This is a genomic window from Massilia scottii (assembly GCF_030846495.1).
In the GTDB taxonomy this organism is placed as follows: Bacteria; Pseudomonadota; Gammaproteobacteria; order Burkholderiales; family Burkholderiaceae_D; genus Telluria_A; species Telluria_A violaceinigra.
Window position 1 is genome coordinate 160,585 of the sequence record NZ_JAVCWM010000001.1, and the last position, 17,444, is coordinate 178,028.

The 17,444-nt window shown below is 62.1% G+C and carries 15 protein-coding genes; 13 read left to right on the forward strand and 2 right to left on the reverse strand.

Going from position 1 to position 17,444, the window contains the following annotated elements:
- The first annotated feature begins 65 nt into the window (after positions 1-65).
- From RBA41_RS00725 to RBA41_RS00760, 8 genes are all read left to right on the forward strand, one after another.
- Positions 66-1,319 carry an MFS transporter gene (locus tag RBA41_RS00725; protein ID WP_306619992.1) on the forward strand — a complete coding sequence of 418 codons (1,254 nt, stop codon included), beginning with the start codon at positions 66-68 and terminating at the stop codon, positions 1,317-1,319.
- 17 nt (positions 1,320-1,336) lie between these two features.
- Entirely contained in the window at positions 1,337-2,722 is a 1,386-nt protein-coding gene (locus RBA41_RS00730) for a NarK family nitrate/nitrite MFS transporter (RefSeq protein WP_306619994.1), read from the forward strand.
- Between the two features lie 14 nt (positions 2,723-2,736).
- A complete protein-coding gene (locus RBA41_RS00735; RefSeq protein WP_306619995.1) occupies positions 2,737-3,417 on the forward strand; it encodes a Crp/Fnr family transcriptional regulator in 681 nt (226 codons plus the stop codon).
- A 12-nt stretch (positions 3,418-3,429) separates the two neighbouring features.
- Positions 3,430-4,116 carry a carbonic anhydrase gene (locus RBA41_RS00740; RefSeq protein WP_099878759.1) on the forward strand — a complete coding sequence of 229 codons (687 nt, stop codon included), beginning with the start codon at positions 3,430-3,432 and terminating at the stop codon, positions 4,114-4,116.
- A gap of 265 nt (positions 4,117-4,381) precedes the next feature.
- Positions 4,382-4,927, forward strand: coding sequence for a hypothetical protein (locus RBA41_RS00745; protein ID WP_306619998.1), 546 nt, complete (start codon positions 4,382-4,384; stop codon positions 4,925-4,927).
- A gap of 316 nt (positions 4,928-5,243) precedes the next feature.
- Entirely contained in the window at positions 5,244-5,885 is a 642-nt protein-coding gene (locus RBA41_RS00750; protein ID WP_306620000.1) for a hypothetical protein, read from the forward strand.
- A gap of 166 nt (positions 5,886-6,051) precedes the next feature.
- A complete protein-coding gene (locus RBA41_RS00755) occupies positions 6,052-6,315 on the forward strand; it encodes an ADP-ribosylglycohydrolase family protein (protein ID WP_306620002.1) in 264 nt (87 codons plus the stop codon).
- A complete protein-coding gene (locus RBA41_RS00760; protein ID WP_306620004.1) occupies positions 6,312-6,977 on the forward strand; it encodes a zinc metalloprotease in 666 nt (221 codons plus the stop codon). Before RBA41_RS00755 ends, RBA41_RS00760 begins: the two co-directional genes overlap by 4 nt.
- 83 nt (positions 6,978-7,060) lie before the next feature.
- Here RBA41_RS00760 and RBA41_RS00765 read toward each other — a convergent pair whose 3' ends face one another.
- On the reverse strand, positions 7,061-8,830 hold the full coding sequence (locus RBA41_RS00765) for a methyl-accepting chemotaxis protein (RefSeq protein ID WP_306620006.1): 1,770 nt from the start codon (positions 8,828-8,830) through the stop codon (positions 7,061-7,063).
- A 450-nt stretch (positions 8,831-9,280) separates the two neighbouring features.
- On the opposite strand from RBA41_RS00765, the gene RBA41_RS00770 reads away from it, so the two are divergent.
- The gene (locus RBA41_RS00770; protein WP_306620008.1) at positions 9,281-10,099 is read left to right on the forward strand and encodes an ATP-dependent Clp protease adaptor ClpS; all 819 of its coding nucleotides are present in this window, start codon (positions 9,281-9,283) and stop codon (positions 10,097-10,099) included.
- Positions 10,100-10,193: 94 nt separating this feature from the next.
- Here the strand turns inward: RBA41_RS00770 and RBA41_RS00775 are convergent, their stop codons facing one another.
- Positions 10,194-10,655, reverse strand: a complete 462-nt coding sequence (locus RBA41_RS00775) for a ribonucleotide reductase subunit alpha (protein ID WP_306620010.1) — start codon at positions 10,653-10,655, stop codon at positions 10,194-10,196.
- A gap of 159 nt (positions 10,656-10,814) precedes the next feature.
- On the opposite strand from RBA41_RS00775, the gene RBA41_RS00780 reads away from it, so the two are divergent.
- Genes RBA41_RS00780 through narI form a run of 4 tightly spaced genes read left to right on the forward strand, consistent with a single transcriptional unit; the run spans position 10,815 to position 17,437 of the window.
- Positions 10,815-14,525, forward strand: a complete 3,711-nt coding sequence (locus RBA41_RS00780; protein WP_306620012.1) for a nitrate reductase subunit alpha — start codon at positions 10,815-10,817, stop codon at positions 14,523-14,525.
- On the forward strand, positions 14,522-16,078 hold the full coding sequence (narH, locus tag RBA41_RS00785) for a nitrate reductase subunit beta (RefSeq protein ID WP_306620014.1): 1,557 nt from the start codon (positions 14,522-14,524) through the stop codon (positions 16,076-16,078). The genes RBA41_RS00780 and narH overlap by 4 nt, the downstream gene beginning before the upstream one ends.
- Positions 16,078-16,743 carry a nitrate reductase molybdenum cofactor assembly chaperone gene (narJ, locus tag RBA41_RS00790; protein WP_306620016.1) on the forward strand — a complete coding sequence of 222 codons (666 nt, stop codon included), beginning with the start codon at positions 16,078-16,080 and terminating at the stop codon, positions 16,741-16,743. The genes narH and narJ overlap by 1 nt, the downstream gene beginning before the upstream one ends.
- Before the next feature lie 10 nt (positions 16,744-16,753).
- A complete protein-coding gene (gene narI, locus RBA41_RS00795) occupies positions 16,754-17,437 on the forward strand; it encodes a respiratory nitrate reductase subunit gamma (RefSeq protein ID WP_306620018.1) in 684 nt (227 codons plus the stop codon).
- The last annotated feature ends 7 nt before the right edge of the window (positions 17,438-17,444 follow it).

Genomic DNA, 17,444 nt, shown 5'->3' on the forward strand with positions numbered 1-17,444 from the left:
TAATAGTCGTGCTTTACGGCAGCACGTAAGCTTCCTGTATCAGGTCATCGGTCCGGGAGAACAACGTGTCTAGCAAGAATCAACAACAAATAGCGGTGCTGGCAAGCAGTACTTTTGCCTTCACCATCTGCTTCGCGATCTGGATGATGTTCGCGGTGCTCGGCATTCCCATCAAGGCGCAGCTGGGCCTGAATGAGACCGAATTCGGCTTGCTGGCGGCAACGCCGGTGCTGAGCGGCTCGCTGGTCCGTGTTCCGCTCGGCATCTGGACCGACCGCTACGGCGGGCGCATCGTGTTTTTCATCCTCATGCTGGTCACCGCGCTGCCGATCTGGCTGATCTCGCACGCCACCGCTTACTGGCACTTCCTGGTGCTGGGCCTGTTCGTCGGCCTGGCCGGAGGCTCGTTTTCGGTCGGCACGCCGTATGTGGCGCGCTGGTTCGGCAAGGAACGGCGCGGGCTGGCGATGGGCATCTTTGGTGCGGGCAACTCCGGCTCGGCCCTGACCAAGTTCGTCGCTCCGGCCATCATCGCCGCCTTCGGCTGGCAGATGCTGCCCAAGGTGTACGCGGTGGCGATGCTGCTGACCGCTGCCGTGTTCTGGTTCGGCACGTACAGCGACCCCGCCCACAAGATGCCGGCCGGCGTGTCGTTCAGGGAACAGATGAAGGTGCTCAAGGATCCGCGCGTGTGGCGCTACTGCCAGTACTACTCGGTCGTGTTCGGCGGCTATGTGGGCCTGGCCTTGTGGATGACCAAGTATTACGTCACCGAATACGGCTTCGACATGGGCCTGGCCGCGCTGCTGGCGGCCTGCTTCTCGCTGCCCGGCGGCGTGCTGCGCGCGCTCGGCGGCTGGATTTCGGACAAGTACGGCGCCTACAAGGTCACCTGGTGGGTCATGTGGGTGTGCTGGGTCTGCTTCTTCCTGCTGTCCTATCCGCAGACCAACATGATCATCAAGACCGTGACCGGCAGCACCACGCTGCAGATCGGCCTCACGCCGGTGATGTTTACGGTGCTGCTGTTCGTGGTCGGCGTGGCCATGGCGGTCGGCAAGGCATCGGTGTTCAAGTTCATCGGCGACGACTTCAGCGACAACATCGGCGCCGTCTCGGGCGTGGTGGGGCTGGCCGGGGGCCTGGGCGGCTTCGTGCTGCCGATCCTGTTCGGCGCACTGGTCGACCTGACCGGCGTGCGTTCGTCTGCTTTCATGCTGCTCTACGGCACGGTATGCGTGTCGCTGGTGTGGATGCATTTCAGCTTCAAGGACAGTGCGCGGCCCGCCGCGCCGGCCCGGCTGGCTGTCGTCGCCTAATTTAAAGGAGAAATCAAATGAGTAAATATGTCATTGCCACCTGGGAGCCCGAAGTACCGGCCTTCTGGCAAAAGAGCGGCAAGGCGACCGCCAACCGCAACCTGTGGATTTCGATTCCGGCGCTGCTGTTCGCCTTCGCCGTCTGGATGGTGTGGAGCGTGGTCGTGGTCAACCTGCCCAATATCGGCTTCAAGTACAGCACCAACCAGCTGTTCTGGCTGACCGCGCTGCCGGGCTTGTCCGGCGCGACCTTGCGCATCTTCTATTCCTTCATGGTGCCGATTTTCGGCGGGCGCAAGTGGACCACGATCTCGACCGCCTCGCTGCTCATTCCCGCCATCGGCATCGGCTTTGCGGTGCAGGACGTCAACACCAGCTACCCGATCATGCTGATCCTGGCCTTGCTGTGCGGCTTTGGCGGCGGCAATTTTGCCTCGTCGATGGCGAATATCAGCTTTTTCTATCCCAAGGCGCAGAAAGGCTACGCGCTCGGCATGAATGCCGGCCTGGGCAACCTGGGCGTGTCGGCGGTGCAGTTCGTGGTGCCGCTGGTGATCACCGCCGGCGTGTTCGGCGCATTGGGCGGCGAGTCCCAGCTGTGGGTCAAGGGCGGCGCCTCGAAGGCCATGTGGCTGCAGAACGCCGGCTTCATCTGGGTACCGTTCATTGCGCTCACCGCGCTTGCCTCCTGGTTCGGCATGAACGACCTGGCCTCGGCCAAGGCGTCGTTTTCGGAGCAGGCCATCATTTTCAAGCGCAAGCATAACTGGCTGATGTGCTGGCTGTACACCGGCACCTTCGGTTCCTTCATCGGTTATTCGGCCGGCTTTCCGCTGCTGATCAAGACCCAGTTCCCGGATGTCAATCCGCTCGACTACGCTTTCCTCGGGCCGCTGGTCGGGGCGCTGGCGCGGGTGGTGGGCGGCGTGGTAGCCGACAAGCTGGGCGGCGCGCGCGTGACCTTGTGGACCTTCGTGCTGATGATCGGGGCCGTGATCGGCGTGATCCAGTTCCTGCCGCATGGCGGCGCGGCGGGCAACTTCATGGGCTTTTTCTGGATGTTCATGCTGCTGTTCGCCGGTACCGGCGTGGGCAATGCCTCGACTTTCCGCATGATTCCGGTGATTTTCCTCACCGAACGCCAGCGTGCCGCCGAAGGCAAGGGCCATGCCGCCAAGGAGCAGGCCATTCTCGACGCGAATAAGGAAGGCGCGGCGGTGCTCGGCTTTACCTCGGCGGTGGCGGCTTACGGCGCGTTCTTCATTCCCAAGTGCTACGGCACCTCGATCGCCCTGACCGGCGGTCCGGACGCGGCACTGTGGAGCTTCGTCGGCTTTTACGTCTCGTGCATCGCGGTCACGTGGTGGTACTACGCGCGGCGCCGTGCGGACATGCCGTGCTGATAGCCGGAGCGGTCATGGAAAAGACCCGATTTTCGCCCCAGACCTTCCTGGCGCGGCTGCCGCTGTTCGATGCGATGTCGCCAGGCGAGCTGGACGCCATCGCGGCCGGCACCAGCGAGCGCCATGTGGCGCGCGGCGACATCATCTTCCAGCGCGGCGATACCTGCCGCGGCTTTCACCTGGTCATTTTCGGCCAGGTCAAGCTGGCTGCCGGGGTGGCCAACGGCGCGGAAAAAATCATCGAGCTGATCGGCCCGGGGCACAGCTTCGGCGAAGCGCTGATGTTCATGGAAAAGCCCTACATCGTCTCGGCCACGGCGCTGGCCGATTCGCTGCTGCTGCATGTGACCAAGGAAGCGGTGTTCGACGGTATCGCGAACGACCCGGGCTTCGCCCGCAAGATGCTGGCCGGCCTGAGCCGGCGCATGCACGGGCTGATCTGCGACCTGGAATCGGTCGCCTTGCAGTCGGGCACCCAGCGTGTGATCGGTTACCTGCTGCAGGACGAGGCGACCGGACAGGGCGCGCAGGTGACGCTGCCGGTCAGCAAAGCGGTGGTGGCGTCGCGCCTGAACCTGACGCCCGAACATTTCTCGCGCATTCTGGGCGATCTGACCATGCATGGATTGATCGGCGTGCAGGGCAGGAATGTCACGATCATGAATATCGACGGCTTGCGCGAGCACGCCGGCTGAACGGAGCAGGACATGCAAGACATCGAAAAGTTCGTACGCGGTTTCAGCCGCTTCCAGCAGCAGTATTTCAGCGAGGACCATGGCGTCTACGACACCTTGCGCGGGGGACAGCGTCCCAGCACCTTGCTGATCGGCTGCTGCGATTCGCGGGTCGATCCGATGCTGCTGACCGGCAGCGGTCCGGGCGACATGTTCGTGGTGCGCAATATCGCCAATCTGGTGCCGCCCTGCACGCCGGACGCGCCACCGGGCGTCAGTTCGGCCATCGAGTTCGCCATCTGCAACCTGGAAGTGGCGCGGGTGATCGTGCTCGGGCATGCGCGCTGCGGCGGCATTCGCGCCTTGCTGGCGCCCCAGCCGCTCGAACCGGAGCAGCGCGAAACCGGCTTTGTCGAGCGCTGGATGCGCATCGCAGAACCGGTACGGGTGCGCGTCATGCGCGACCTGGCGCACAAGAGTTCGGAAGAGCGGCACAAGGCGTGCGAACAGGCCAGCATCCTGCAGTCGCTCGACAATCTGCTGACCTACCCGTGGGTCAAACGCAGGGTGGAGGAGGGCAAGCTGGTGCTGCATGGCTGGTATTTCGATATCGACAGCGGCGCGCTGATGGGCTATTCGGCGCGCCAGCAACAGTTTTTGCCGATGGTGTGCCCGATCGATGCGGTCAAAGGGCGGGTGCTGCCGGCCGGCACGCCGTAAGCGCTACGGGATCGTCGTTTCCGCAAGAATTCAAATGGAATTGGCTCCCCGGCGATAAGTTTTTCCATATTGCTTAATTTATCGATGTCTACAATGAATGATGGCGGCCCCAGCCGGGCGCTGGCCTGCGATTAAGATGGCGCAAACACCGGCATTGAACTCCACAGAATAATGGATGAGGGTGGTTGGCAGTATTCCCGCTGTTTCCAGAGGGTTTGCATCCAATCGCTCCCCATTTGCATGAAGCTTTTCCTAAAGAAAGCACATGCTAATCGCCATCTATTCTGAGGAGTATATTATGTGGATCGGATCAATCGGGTTGGTCGCGGCGACCAAAAATGTTCCTAATGCCGAAACCGATAACCTCGTGCAGGCTAGCATTTTAAGAAATGGAACGGAAATCCGGGTGCTCAACCTGGATTATGCGGAGGTGGATGACCACGAACGCGGCGACAGCCGCGGCTACACCTACAGCGGGCCGACCAAACTGCCCCGCCGAAACGACCTGACGCCGGAACTGCCAGCCGGCATAGGAACGATTCCGATGCCCTATCCGGGCTACGGGCTCGAGTTTTCACACGGCTTGAGCGGGCACCTGCAGATTAAGCTGCGGGTTAACGGCGACGACATGTGGATCAAGGATAACATCGACCTGTATGTCAAATTCATCCGCCTGCGCGCCATCGATTTCGATACCCTGGCCTGGCTGGAAGATACTAACTGGACTTATATTGCCAGCTGGACCCAGGACGTCGCATTATCCACCGATGACGATGAAGGCGTTCCCACCTGGACGCTCAATTTAGGGTAAAGCCTTGTCTGCTGTATGCCGGGCCAACGGAATTGCAATTCATCTCGCATGGCTGGGATCTTTATTGTCCCAGCCAATTCGATTCGATTTATCTGAAATTCATCACGCCATCTGATAACGCTGGTTTTCCGCAAAATGCATCGAGGTCCCCATGTCGCGGATAGAGGCGCCAGGCGACGCGCTATGCGGCGCGCTAGTTTGATCATTCAACTTTTTACCGATCCTGCCGTTAATCATAAACGAGCACGGCAAACTGCCGTCTTTTGCCTATGAAGATCTAACGTTACGGCGTGCAACGCGCCAAGAAGGAGAGGTCATGAGCATTACCATTTCGAATACAACCCCCTCAAACGGCGCCACGCCGATTGCGCCACGAGAAGCGGGCCGCCGGCCGAACGAGGGCGTTCAGGCTGACGGCAGCATCAAGACCGACAAGGTGACCCTGAGCGGGCCGGCCGAAGCGCCGCTGACCTATGGCGTGCCGCGTGCGGCCGCGGCGGCGGTCGATACGCTGCCCGACCTCGACGCCTTGCTGGCCGAGTCGGACCGCCAGGCGCAGGAAGTCATCAACCTGATCCTGCCCGCGATCGAACAGCAGGGGCTGAATCTGTCCAAGGTGGTCAGCGGCGAGCAAAAGCTCTCTGCCGATCCGGCAACCATCGAAGCGGCCAAGGCGGCCACGGCCGACGACGGCGAGTTCGGCGTTGCCCAGGTGTCCGAGCGCATCCTCAATATGGCCAAGGGAGCGATCGGCGACGACCCATCCAGGCTGGCCTCGATCCGGGCTGCCGTGCAGCAGGGCTTTGACGAAGCCGCCGAGGCCCTCGGCGGAACGCTGCCCGAACTGAGCCAGAAAACCCGTGACGCCATCATGGCCACTTTCGACCGCTGGGAGAAGGACGGCATGTCACCAGCTGAGCCCATCAAGGCGGCCAATGACGATTCCGGCACCGCCTGAGTGCACGCTACGGTGAGCAGGCCCGGCCGGCCGACACCCGGCTTCGGGCATCATGTTGCTCACTTTTAGTTTCTCTTGCCGTCTGCCGGCGTATTGAAGACAATGCGAGGCTTATTCGACGAGAGAAAACTGTACCGATGTCCTTTTCGCCCGCAGGCACGCGCTCATGACGCAGCGCCAACCAACACACCCGGAAAGGTTGGCTGGCGGCATCGTCGGCCTGCTGGTCGGCGATGCGCTGGGTGTTCCCTACGAGTTTCACAAGGCAGCCGATATTCCGCCTGCCGCCCTGATCGATTTCACACCTGCGCCGCAGTTCCAGCGCTCCCACCAGGCAGTGGCCCCAGGAACGTGGTCCGACGATGGCGCCCAGGCATTGTGCGAGCATGCAAACCAAGCCCGCCGCGTCCATGGGCAGGCCCTTCCATGATATTCCTGACGCTTTGCTCGATTTGGGCAATCATCTCGCACGTGCCGGTCCTGCTCACCGCCTATGTCGCACAGTCCCTTGGTGTCGTGGTGGAAGGGGTGACGCTTGGGTTTGGCCCGATGCTGTTGACGCGAAAAAACTGGATACTGCGCGCGATTCCCATGAACTCGTCGGTTCGGTTCAAGGTAACGGATTCCATGCCGCTGTTAACCGCGCATGAAAAGAAGGGTGCGCTCGATGTCCAGCCAGCGTGGGTGCAGCTGCTGGTGTCGGTCAGCATTCCCGCCTGCCTTCTCGCTATCGCGTGCGTGTTGCTCGGTGTTGACGCTCTGCGCTATTTTGCCGGCGGGTTTGCTCAATTGGTGAGCGGTGCGCTGGAGCCCTTCTCCAGCGCCCAGACCTATTTGGCTTCTTATCATGCGGCGCTGGCGGATCAGTCGTTCGGTTTCGTGCTCGGTTTGACGGCGGCGAAAATGGCGGCGTTCCATCTGCTTCCATTCAGCAGCGTGGGTGGCTTTCAACTGGTCTTGACGGTCGTGCAGGCGTTCAGCGCGCGCACGCTGACGTTTCCGCGCACGGAGCGCCTGGTGCTGTGGCTCACCTTGCTGCTGGTGGCATCGTGGGCGTTGGCGGTCGTCATCTACGTGATGGCGCCGCCTTGAACGGGACAAGCCGCGCGCGCAATCAAACGTCCTGCGCGCCGCGAGGGTGATCGTGAGCGGGCCGGCGCCGCCGGCTCGCCGGTCTACTCGGCGCCGATCAGCACCGGTGACGGTTTCTTCCGGGCCGCAAGAGTGCCGTTCTTCCTGGCCACAGGCGCTCGCGTAGCTGCATGGCCTTGCGTTCCCATCTCATCAACCTTGAAAATCTTGACGGTCTCGACCAGATTGCCGGCTTGCTCCTCCAGCGATTCGGCAGCGGCGGCTGCCTCTTCGACCAGCGAGGAATTGCTTTGCACAACGGCATCCATCTGGACGATGGCCTGGTTGACCTGCTCGATGCCCGATGACTGTTCCTGGCTGGCCGTCGCGATCTCGCCGACAATCGCGGAAACGCGCTGGATGCTGGCCACCACTTCGTTCATGGTCGTGCCGGCGTGATCGACGAGCTTACTGCCCAGGTCCACCTTGTCGACCGAATCGTTAATCAATGCCTTGATTTCCTTCGCCGCACCGGCCGAGCGCTGGGCCAGGTTGCGCACTTCCGAGGCCACGACAGCGAAGCCGCGACCTTGTTCCCCGGCGCGTGCGGCTTCAACGGCCGCGTTGAGCGCAAGGATATTCGTCTGGAACGCAATGCTGTCGATCACGCTGATGATGTCGACAATCTTGCGGGCAGATTCGTTAATCGACCCCATCGTATCGACCACCTGCGAGACGACCGTGCCGCCCCTGATCGCCACCTCGGACGCGGACGAGGCGAGCAGGTTCGCCTGCCGGGCATTGTCGGCATTTTGCCTGACGGTGCTGGTCAGCTCTTCCATGGAAGAGGCGGTTTCTTCCAGCGAACTGGCCTGCGATTCGGTGCGCGCGGACAGATCGGCGTTGCCGACCGCAATGTCGTGGGTGGCGGCCGATATTTCGTCGGAACTTTCCCGGATCTTTTGCACGGTCTGCCTCAGGTTAATGCTGATGGTGTTCATGCTTTGCAGCAGCTCACCGACTTCATCGCTGCGCTCTTCCGCGGCCTCGCCGTTCAGGTCGCCCGAGGCGATCTTGCTGGCGGTATCGATCGCGTGGGTGAAGCCGAGCTTGATGTGGCGGTAGATCATGAGGACGGTGACCAGCGACAGGCACAAGGACACGCCAAGCACGCCAACCGCCACCCAGAAGGCGGTATCGGCGCGGGCGGCGGCGACCCGCACTTCCTCGCCGGTGCGTTTGTCGAGCATGGCGAGGAACTCGTTGACCGGCGCCATGATGGTCGCCTTGTTCTTGTGGTAATTGGCGTCGTGCATGATCTTGCGCGCCATGTCCATGTCGGGTTCGCGCTTCTGCGTGAACTTGCCGGTGCCGTCATCGAACAAGCCTTTGACGGCGTTCATGGCGATCACTTCGGTCTTGACCAAGGCATCCGAGTTGTCCTGGGCCTGCTTGAGCTTGGCGAATTCGGCATCGGTGAACCCCGCCTTGCGCATCAGGTCGGCCAGCGCGATGGCTGGTCCGTCCGGCGTCGGCTTGTCGACGCCGGCGGCGACGAAATCCCAATAGATGCGTTCGTAGTTTTGCGGACGCGCCTTGGCGCCGTTGCGGATCGCGAGAATGTCCATGTACTGGCGTTCGTAGGCAGCATCGCCCGACACGACGAAGGTGCGGGCAAGGCGGGTCAGGTCGTCTGAGCTCTGGCGCAGCTCGTCGGCAAGCAGGAAGGACTGGTAGCGATTTTCGCTGGCGAGCATGGTTTTTTCCTGCTCCGTGGAGACGCGCGAGAAGGCCATCAGGGAGCACACCGACAGCGCCACGCTGACGAGAAGGAACGCGGTAAAAATGACTCGGATCGAATAATTTTTTAACATGGGAGCTCCCGATGAGTTCAAACTTGTTCTGAGAATCCCGACAAGATTTCGCTGCCGCGATATCGCTTCTACTGCAGTGATAGATGCAGTCTCGCGAACTCATTGATCCATGTCAACACGTTGCAGAATTAATGGTTCGCGGGGATCCGGGCGAGCGGGGATGAAAAACGGCCTGCCGCTTGCGCTTTGCCCCGTGCCGGTCGGGTTTGCGGAAGCGGGAGCGCAGGCCATTGTTTAATCTATTGCCATGAGGCGTCGGCACAACACCTGTCCTCGTTCGCCCTCGCATACGTGTTGCCGTGACGTTGACAGGCCGTCCGGCCGCGCGCGGCGCCAACGGTCATCAATCTTCGCACCAACGATCCAATTGACCGCGACGCCACGACTGGATAACATCTCGTTCCTTGTTGAAACTTATATAATCTTCCCGCAGGGATAAAAGGCGATCGCATGGCCCATTTGAATATCGCCACTGGCGCTCCCACTACTGACCTCGAACGCGTGCTGCAAGAATCGTTTGCCTCATGCCGGCGCCACTATGACAAACGCCTCACGCTGGAACGCGTGCTGATCCATGTGATCGAGGACGACGCCGCCCGCGCGATATTGAAAGAATGCATGCCGGCAGGGAAGGTGGCCGAGCTGCATGGGAATATGCGCACCGTTGTGGCTGATCAGCTTGCTGAAGGGGCAAAAGCCTACCACTGGCCAAGCGGCTGGGGAGCGCGCCTCGCGCAATGCGTGCCGATCTGGACCGCGAAGTTGGATGATTTGCTGGAACGAAGAATATTACCTAGCGAGCATTTGAAGCAGGCGCTGTTGGAGGCGGCGGGCCGCGCTATCAACATGGCGAAGCCGGTCGATCTCGGCGTCTTTCTATTTGCCGTCGTCCACGATCGCATCGGCATTGCAGCCAGTGCCCTGGAAGAGCATGGCCTTGATCGCTACCGTCTAGTCTGTCGCATCGCGCACGGTGCGGCCACCGATGGCGCGGAGCGGGACGACGCGCTCGCGCCAGTCAGCGATGAAGCGCGGCTGGTAATTTTTAATGACGACTACATGCGGATGGCATTCGTGGTCGAGGTGCTCGAATCGGTCCTGGCCATGCCGCCGGACCAGGCGCAGGCATGCATGATGCAGATTCATCAAGAGGGCCAGGCGGACTGCGGCGTGTTCCCGCTGGCAATCGCACGCGCCAAAGTGGACGACGTCCTGGCGCTTGCGCGGGACCGGTGCGAACCCTTGCGCGCAGGCCTGGCCAGCGCTTGATGGATTACCAACGGCCCCCGGCACGCCGCATGGGGCCTGGCCTTATCGCTTGATGCGCACGTCCGGAGCGACCGCGTCGCGATCGCAGCGAGCCCTATGCTTGTGCAAACTGGCGCAATTCCCCATCCCGCCCAAACGCCAGGAACTGCCCGATCTGGCCCGTGTGGATATAAGTCACCATCATATTGAGCGGCGCTTCCGCCTCGGTCGAGGCCGGCGGCTGTCCATTTCGCCCCGACATGGTGGTGACGAACACGATATCCCACTCCTTGCCGGTGTGCTTCGACTCGGCCACCAGATCGGCAAAGCTGCCCAGTTCGTCGGCGGTCTTGTCCACGCACATGACCGGGGCCAGCGCGCCGCCGCGCTGCTCGGCGAAACCGGCGCGCTGGTCGGCGCCTGCGTCGTCGGGCAACTCCGCCCGGGCAAAGGCAAACAGCAGGCGCTGCGGTTGCGGCTGGGCGCGCGCGGCGTGGATCAGGTCGTCATAACTGGTGATGTTCATCGGTCGTTCCTTCAGGTTCATGTTCAGATAGCGCATGTATACCGTATCCATCCGGCACCCTCCATAGCCACAAAGGACTAGGCAGCCTAGTCCTTGTCGCCGCGCCGCACCACCTTCTTGCCAATATGCATCATGACTGCCGCTGCGTAGACTGCTTTCATCGGGTTGCGCCCTTGTCGAAGGCGCCGCTCTCATTCAAGCGGAGGCAGCATGAGTCATTTTCTGGATCGTCTGAAGTTCTTCAATCGCCCCAAGGAGACGTTTTCCGACGGCCACGGCGCCGTCGTCCACGAGGACCGTACGTGGGAAAACGCCTATCGCCAGCGCTGGCAGCACGACAAGATCGTGCGCTCGACCCACGGCGTAAATTGCACCGGTTCGTGCAGCTGGAAGGTGTATGTCAAGAATGGCCTGATCACCTGGGAAACCCAGCAGACCGATTACCCGCGCACCCGTCCCGACCTGCCTAACCACGAACCGCGTGGCTGCCCGCGCGGCGCCAGCTATTCCTGGTACGTGTACTCGGCCCAGCGCGTCAAATACCCGATGGTGCGCGGCCGCCTGATGCAGATGTGGCGCGAAGCCCGCCTGACCATGGATCCGATCGCCGCCTGGGCTTACATCAGCCAGGACCCGGAACGCGCCAAATCGTACAAATCGATCCGCGGCCTGGGCGGGTTCGTGCGCGCCAACTGGGATGATGCCAACGAGATCATCGCCGCCGCCAACGCCTTCACCATCAAAAAATACGGCCCGGACCGGATCGTCGGCTTTTCGCCGATTCCCGCCATGTCGATGGTCAGCTACGCCGCCGGCACCCGCTACCTGTCGCTGATCGGCGGCGTGGCCCTCAGTTTCTATGACTGGTACTGCGACCTGCCGCCAGCGAGCCCGCAAGTGTGGGGCGAACAGACCGACGTGCCGGAATCGGCCGACTGGTACAACTCCACTTTCCTGATGGTGTGGGGCTCGAACGTGCCGATGACGCGCACGCCGGACGCCCACTTCTACACGGAAGTGCGCTACAAGGGCACGAAAACGGTGGCCGTTTCCTCCGATTTCGGCGAAATGGCCAAGTTCGGCGATATCTGGCTGGCGCCGAAGCAGGGCACCGACGCGGCGCTGGCGCTGGCCATGGGCCACGTCGTGCTCAAGGAATTCCACGCCGAGGGCGGTTCGGATTACTTCCGGGGCTATGCCAAGCAGTACACCGACTTTCCAATGCTGGTCATGCTCAAGGAAACCAACGGCGCCCTCGTGCCCGATTACTTCCTGCGCGCTTCGCACCTGGCCGACAATCTTGACGAAACCAACAATCCCGACTGGAAAACCCTGGTCATCGATGAAGCGACCGGTGCCATCTGCGCACCGGCCGGCTCCATCGGTTTCCGCTGGGGCGAGTCGGGCCGCTGGAACCTGGAACAGAAAGAAGGCACCAGCGGCAAGGCCATCGACCCGCTGCTCTCGCTGATCAAGTGCAGCGATGCCGTCGCCGAAGTCGGCTTCGCCTACTTCGGCGGCAAGGATGCGAGCGACATGCTGATGCGCCGGGTGCCGGTCAAGAAGCTGGTGCTGGCCGACGGTACGACCGCGCTGGTGACCACCGTGTTCGACCTGACCCTGGCCAACTACGGCATCGACCGTGGCCTGGGCGGCGGTAACGTCGCTACCAGCTACGACGACGATATTCCCTACACGCCGGCATGGCAGGTCAAGCACACCGGTGTGAAGGCCGCCGACGTCATCACCGTGGCGCGCCAGTTCGCCGAAAACGCCGACAAGACCCAGGGCAAGAGCATGGTCATCGTCGGTGCCGCGCTGAACCACTGGTACCACATGGACATGACCTACCGCGGCATCATCAACCTGTTGATGATGTGCGGCTGCATCGGCAAGTCGGGCGGCGGCTGGGCCCACTACGTCGGCCAGGAAAAGCTGCGTCCGCAAACCGGCTGGACCCCGCTGGCCTTCGCCCAGGACTGGAACCGTCCGATGCGCCAGATGAACGGTACCTCGTTCTTCTACGCCCACACCAGCCAGTGGCGCCACGAAAAGCTGCACACGAGCGAAATTTCCTCGCCATCGGCCGGGGACGACGTCGCGCCCATGTCGCTGATCGACTACAACGCCAAGGCTGAACGCATGGGCTGGCTGCCATCGGCGCCCCAGCTCGAGACCAATCCGCTGGAAGTGACGCGCGCCGCGGCGGCCGCCGGCATGGACCCGGCCGCCTACGCGGTCGGCCAGATCAAGGCCGGCAAGCTCAATTTTTCCTGCGACGACCCGGACAATCCGGCCAACTTCCCGCGCAATATGTTTGTATGGCGCTCGAACATCCTGGGCAGCTCGGGCAAGGGCCATGAGTATTTCCTCAAGTACTTGCTGGGCACCCAGAACGCGCTGATGAGCGACGAAACCCACTGCGTCAAGCCGCGCGACGTGAAGATCCGTCCCGCCGCCGAAGGCAAGCTGGACCTGGTGGTGGTGCTGGACTTCCGCATGTCGACCACCTGCCTGTACGGCGACATCGTGCTGCCGACCGCCACCTGGTATGAAAAGGACGACCTCAACACGTCGGACATGCATCCCTTCATCCATCCGCTGTCGGAAGCCGTGCAACCGCTGTGGCAGTCGAAGTCGGACTGGGAAATCTACAAGGGCATCGCCGAGAAGTTCTCGGAAATCGGCGGCGAGTACCTGGGCACCCAGCAGGATCTGGTGCTGACCCCGCTGATGCACGATACCCCGGGCGAGCTGGGCCAGCCGTTCGATCCGAAGGATTGGCGCGCCGGCGAGTGCGAGCCGATTCCCGGCAAGACCATGCCCAACCTGACCGTGGTGACGCGCGATTACAAGGAGGTGTTCAAGAAGTTCACCTCGATCGGCCCGCTGCTCGAAAAACTGGGCAACGGCGGCAAGGGCATTGGCTGGAAGACCGGCCATGAAGTGGAAGTGCTGCGTGGTATCAACCGCACGGTAACGGAAGAGGGCGTCTCGCAGGGCCAGCCGCGCCTCGATACGGCAATCGATGCCGCCGAAATGATCCTGTCGCTGGCGCCGGAAACGAATGGCCACGTGGCTGTCAAGGCCTGGGCCGCGCTGTCGACCATGACCGGACGCGACCACACGCACCTGGCGCTGCCGCGCGAACACGATTCGATCCGCTTCCGCGACGTGCAGGCACAGCCGCGCAAGATCATCTCGTCGCCGACCTGGTCCGGGCTGGAATCGGAAGAGGTCAGCTACACGGCCGGCTATACGAACGTGCACGAACTGATCCCATGGCGCACCCTGACCGGGCGCCAGCAGTTCTACCAGGATCACCGCTGGATGCGCGATTTTGGCGAGGGGCTGTGCGTGTACAAACCGGCCATCGACACCAAGACCACGGCGGCGATGCTGGGTGCGGCACCGAACGGCAATAAGGAAATTGCGCTGAACTTCCTGACGCCGCACCAGAAATGGGGCATCCACTCCACGTATTCGGACAACCTGCGCATGCTGACCCTGTCGCGTGGCGGCCCGCACGTGTGGATTTCGGAGATTGACGCAAAGAACGCCGGCATCGTCGACAACGACTGGATCGAGGTGTTCAACGTCAACGGCACCTTGACGGCGCGGGCGGTGGTCAGCCAGCGCATCCCGGAAGGCATGACCTTGATGTACCACGCCCAGGAAAAGATCATCAACACGCCGGGTGCGGAATTGTCGGGCAAGCGCGGCGGGATCCACAACTCGGTCACGCGCACCGTGACCAAGCCGACCCACATGATCGGCGGCTACGCACAGCTGGCGTGGGGCTTCAATTACTACGGCACGGTGGGCTCGAACCGCGATGAGTTTGTGCTGGTACGCAAGATGGACAAGGTGGAGTGGCTGGAAGGCCCCCTGGTAGAAGAAAAGAATGGAGCACACGTATGAAGATCAGAGCGCAAATCGGCATGGTGTTGAACCTGGACAAGTGCATCGGCTGCCACACTTGTTCGGTCACCTGCAAGAACGTCTGGACCAGCCGCGACGGCGTCGAATACGCGTGGTTCAATAACGTCGAGACGAAACCGGGCATCGGTTACCCGAAGGAATGGGAGAACCAGGATAAATGGAATGGCGGCTGGAAACGCAACGCCGCCGGCAAGATCGAGCCGCGCCAGGGCGGCCGCCTGAAAATCCTCGCCAACATTTTCGCCAACCCGAACCTGCCGGCCATCGACGAGTATTACGAGCCGTTCACCTACGACTACGAGCGCCTGCAGAATGCGCCGCTGTCGGAAACGCCGCCGACGGCGCGGCCGATCTCTGTCTTGACCGGCAAGAAGATGGACAAGATCGAATGGGGCCCGAACTGGGAAGACGACCTGGGCGGGGAATTCGCCGCCCGCAGCAAGGACAAGCTGTTCGACAACATGCAGAAGGAGATGTACGGCACCTTCGAGAATACCTTCATGATGTACCTGCCGCGCCTGTGCGAGCACTGCCTGAACCCGACCTGCGTGGCATCCTGCCCGTCCGGCTCGGTGTACAAGCGCGAGGACGACGGCATCGTGCTGATCGACCAGGATAAATGCCGCGGCTGGCGCATGTGCATTTCCGGCTGCCCGTACAAGAAGATCTACTACAACTGGTCGTCCGGCAAGGCCGAAAAGTGCACCTTCTGCTATCCGCGCATCGAAGCGGGCCAGCCGACGGTGTGCTCGGAAACCTGCGTCGGCCGCATCCGCTACCTGGGCGTGCTGCTGTACGACGCCGACAAGATCGAAGCGGCGGCGTCGGTGCCCGACGAGCGCGACCTGTACCAGGCGCAGCTGGGCCTGTTCCTCGACCCGCACGACCCGGCCATCATCGCCGAAGCGCGGCGCCAGGGCATTCCCGATGCGTGGCTGGAGTCGGCCAAGAAGTCGCCCGTCTACAAGATGGCGGTCGACTGGAAAGTGGCCTTCCCGCTGCATCCGGAATACCGGACCCTGCCGATGGTGTGGTACATCCCGCCGCTGTCGCCGATCCAGGCTGCGGCCGAGTCCGGCAAGATGGGCATGAATGGCATTTTGCCGGACACCAGCAGCCTGCGCATTCCGGTGCAGTACCTGGCCAACCTCCTGACTGCCGGCGACCAGCCGCCCGTGATCCGCGCGCTCGACCGCATGCTGGCCATGCGTGCCTACATGCGCAGCAAGAGCGTGGACAAGGTCGAGAACCTGACCGTGCTGGAACAGGTCGGCTTGACCAAGGATATGGTCGAGGACATGTACCACATCATGGCGATCGCCAATTACGAAGACCGCTTCGTGATTCCGAGCAGCCACAAGGAAATGGCGGAAGACAGCTTCAACGAAAAAGGCTCGTGCGGCTTCAGCTTTGGCAACGGCTGCTCGGACGGCGTGACGGAAACTAGCCTGTTCGGCAAGAAAAAGCAGGGTTCGGCCATCTTCATGGCGATGCCCAAGTCACGCAAGAAAAAAGACGTTCAGGAGGCATGATGAAAACGACTCAACACTACCAGGTGCTCTCCAGCCTGCTGCTGTACCCGGAACCGGAGCTGATCGCGGAGTTGCCCGCGCTGGCGAACGCGATAGCCCATTCGCCGGCACTGCACGCGCCGCTGCTGCCGCTGTTCGCTTACCTGAGCGACGGCGCCCTGATCGACCTGCAGCAAAACTATGTGATGACGTTCGACCGCAATCCGTCGCATTCGCTGCATCTGTTCGAGCATATTCATGGCGAGTCGCGCGACCGCGGCCAGGCCATGGTCGACCTGATGGAAGAGTACAAGAAGCACGGCCTGCACATGACGGGCGACGACTTGCCCGACTTCGTGCCGCTGTTTCTCGAATTCCTGTCGCAGCAAACCACGGAGGAGGCCGCCCGCCTGCTGTCGGACGCGGTGCACGTGCTGGCCCATATCGGGCGCAAGCTGGCCGCCAACGGCAGTGCCTACGCCGGCGTGTTCACCGTGCTGGAGCATCTCAGTCCGGTGGCGGCGGAGGAACTGAGCGAGCCGCCGGTGCGCGACATGGACGAGGCGCTGGAAACCTTCGGTCCTGGCATGGACGGGGTCGAACCCCTGCTCAAGCCGACCGGCGCACCCGGCACGCATCCGATCAATTTCTACCCCCGCACGGCGCGCGCCGCTGCCAGCGTGTAAAGGAAGCATCATGGACTACCTGCATCAATTTCTGTTCGGGATTTATCCCTACATCGCGCTGGCGATCTTCCTGCTCGGGAGCCTGATCCGTTTCGACCGCGAGCAATACACGTGGAAGTCGGAATCGACCCAGGTGCTGCACCAGGGCAGCCTGCGGGCCGGCAGCATCATGTTTCATATCGGGATCATCGGCCTGTTCTTCGGGCATATGGCCGGGCTGCTCACGCCCGTGTGGGTGTGGGATACGCTGGGCGTGAGCCATGGCCTCAAGCAGCTGGTGGCGATGGTGGCCGGCGGCGTCATGGGGCTGCTGTGCCTGGCCGGCATCGTGCTGCTGCTGGTGCGCCGCTTTGCCAACGAGCGCCTGCGCCATGCGACGACCTTCAAGGACAAGATCGTGCTGCTGTGGATCCTGGCGACCTTGCTGCTGGGCCTGTCGTCGATTTTCGTCTCGGCCGGCCACATGGACGGGCACATGATGGTGCTGCTGATGAACTGGGCGCAGCACATCGTGACCTTCCGCGGCGATGCGGCCGCCTTCATCATTGACGCGCCGCTGCTGTTCAAGCTGCATCTGTTCATGGGCATGTCGCTGTTCGTGATCTTCCCGTTCACCCGCCTGGTGCACGTGTGGAGCGGATTCGGCGCGTTGACGTATCTTGGCCGCGCTTACCAGCTCGTGCGTAGCCGTTAATCAGGAG

Coding starts and splice junctions, on each gene's coding strand:
- RBA41_RS00730 (WP_306619994.1), top strand. CDS start 1,337: ATGAGTAAATATGTCATTGCCACCTGGGAGCCCGAAGTACCGGCCTTC.
- RBA41_RS00735 (WP_306619995.1), top strand. CDS start 2,737: ATGGAAAAGACCCGATTTTCGCCCCAGACCTTCCTGGCGCGGCTGCCG.
- RBA41_RS00740 (WP_099878759.1), top strand. CDS start 3,430: ATGCAAGACATCGAAAAGTTCGTACGCGGTTTCAGCCGCTTCCAGCAG.
- RBA41_RS00745 (WP_306619998.1), top strand. CDS start 4,382: ATGCTAATCGCCATCTATTCTGAGGAGTATATTATGTGGATCGGATCA.
- RBA41_RS00750 (WP_306620000.1), top strand. CDS start 5,244: ATGAGCATTACCATTTCGAATACAACCCCCTCAAACGGCGCCACGCCG.
- RBA41_RS00755 (WP_306620002.1), top strand. CDS start 6,052: ATGACGCAGCGCCAACCAACACACCCGGAAAGGTTGGCTGGCGGCATC.
- RBA41_RS00760 (WP_306620004.1), top strand. CDS start 6,312: ATGATATTCCTGACGCTTTGCTCGATTTGGGCAATCATCTCGCACGTG.
- RBA41_RS00765 (WP_306620006.1), bottom strand. CDS start 8,830: ATGTTAAAAAATTATTCGATCCGAGTCATTTTTACCGCGTTCCTTCTC.
- RBA41_RS00770 (WP_306620008.1), top strand. CDS start 9,281: ATGGCCCATTTGAATATCGCCACTGGCGCTCCCACTACTGACCTCGAA.
- RBA41_RS00775 (WP_306620010.1), bottom strand. CDS start 10,655: ATGGATACGGTATACATGCGCTATCTGAACATGAACCTGAAGGAACGA.
- RBA41_RS00780 (WP_306620012.1), top strand. CDS start 10,815: ATGAGTCATTTTCTGGATCGTCTGAAGTTCTTCAATCGCCCCAAGGAG.
- narH (WP_306620014.1), top strand. CDS start 14,522: ATGAAGATCAGAGCGCAAATCGGCATGGTGTTGAACCTGGACAAGTGC.
- narJ (WP_306620016.1), top strand. CDS start 16,078: ATGAAAACGACTCAACACTACCAGGTGCTCTCCAGCCTGCTGCTGTAC.
- narI (WP_306620018.1), top strand. CDS start 16,754: ATGGACTACCTGCATCAATTTCTGTTCGGGATTTATCCCTACATCGCG.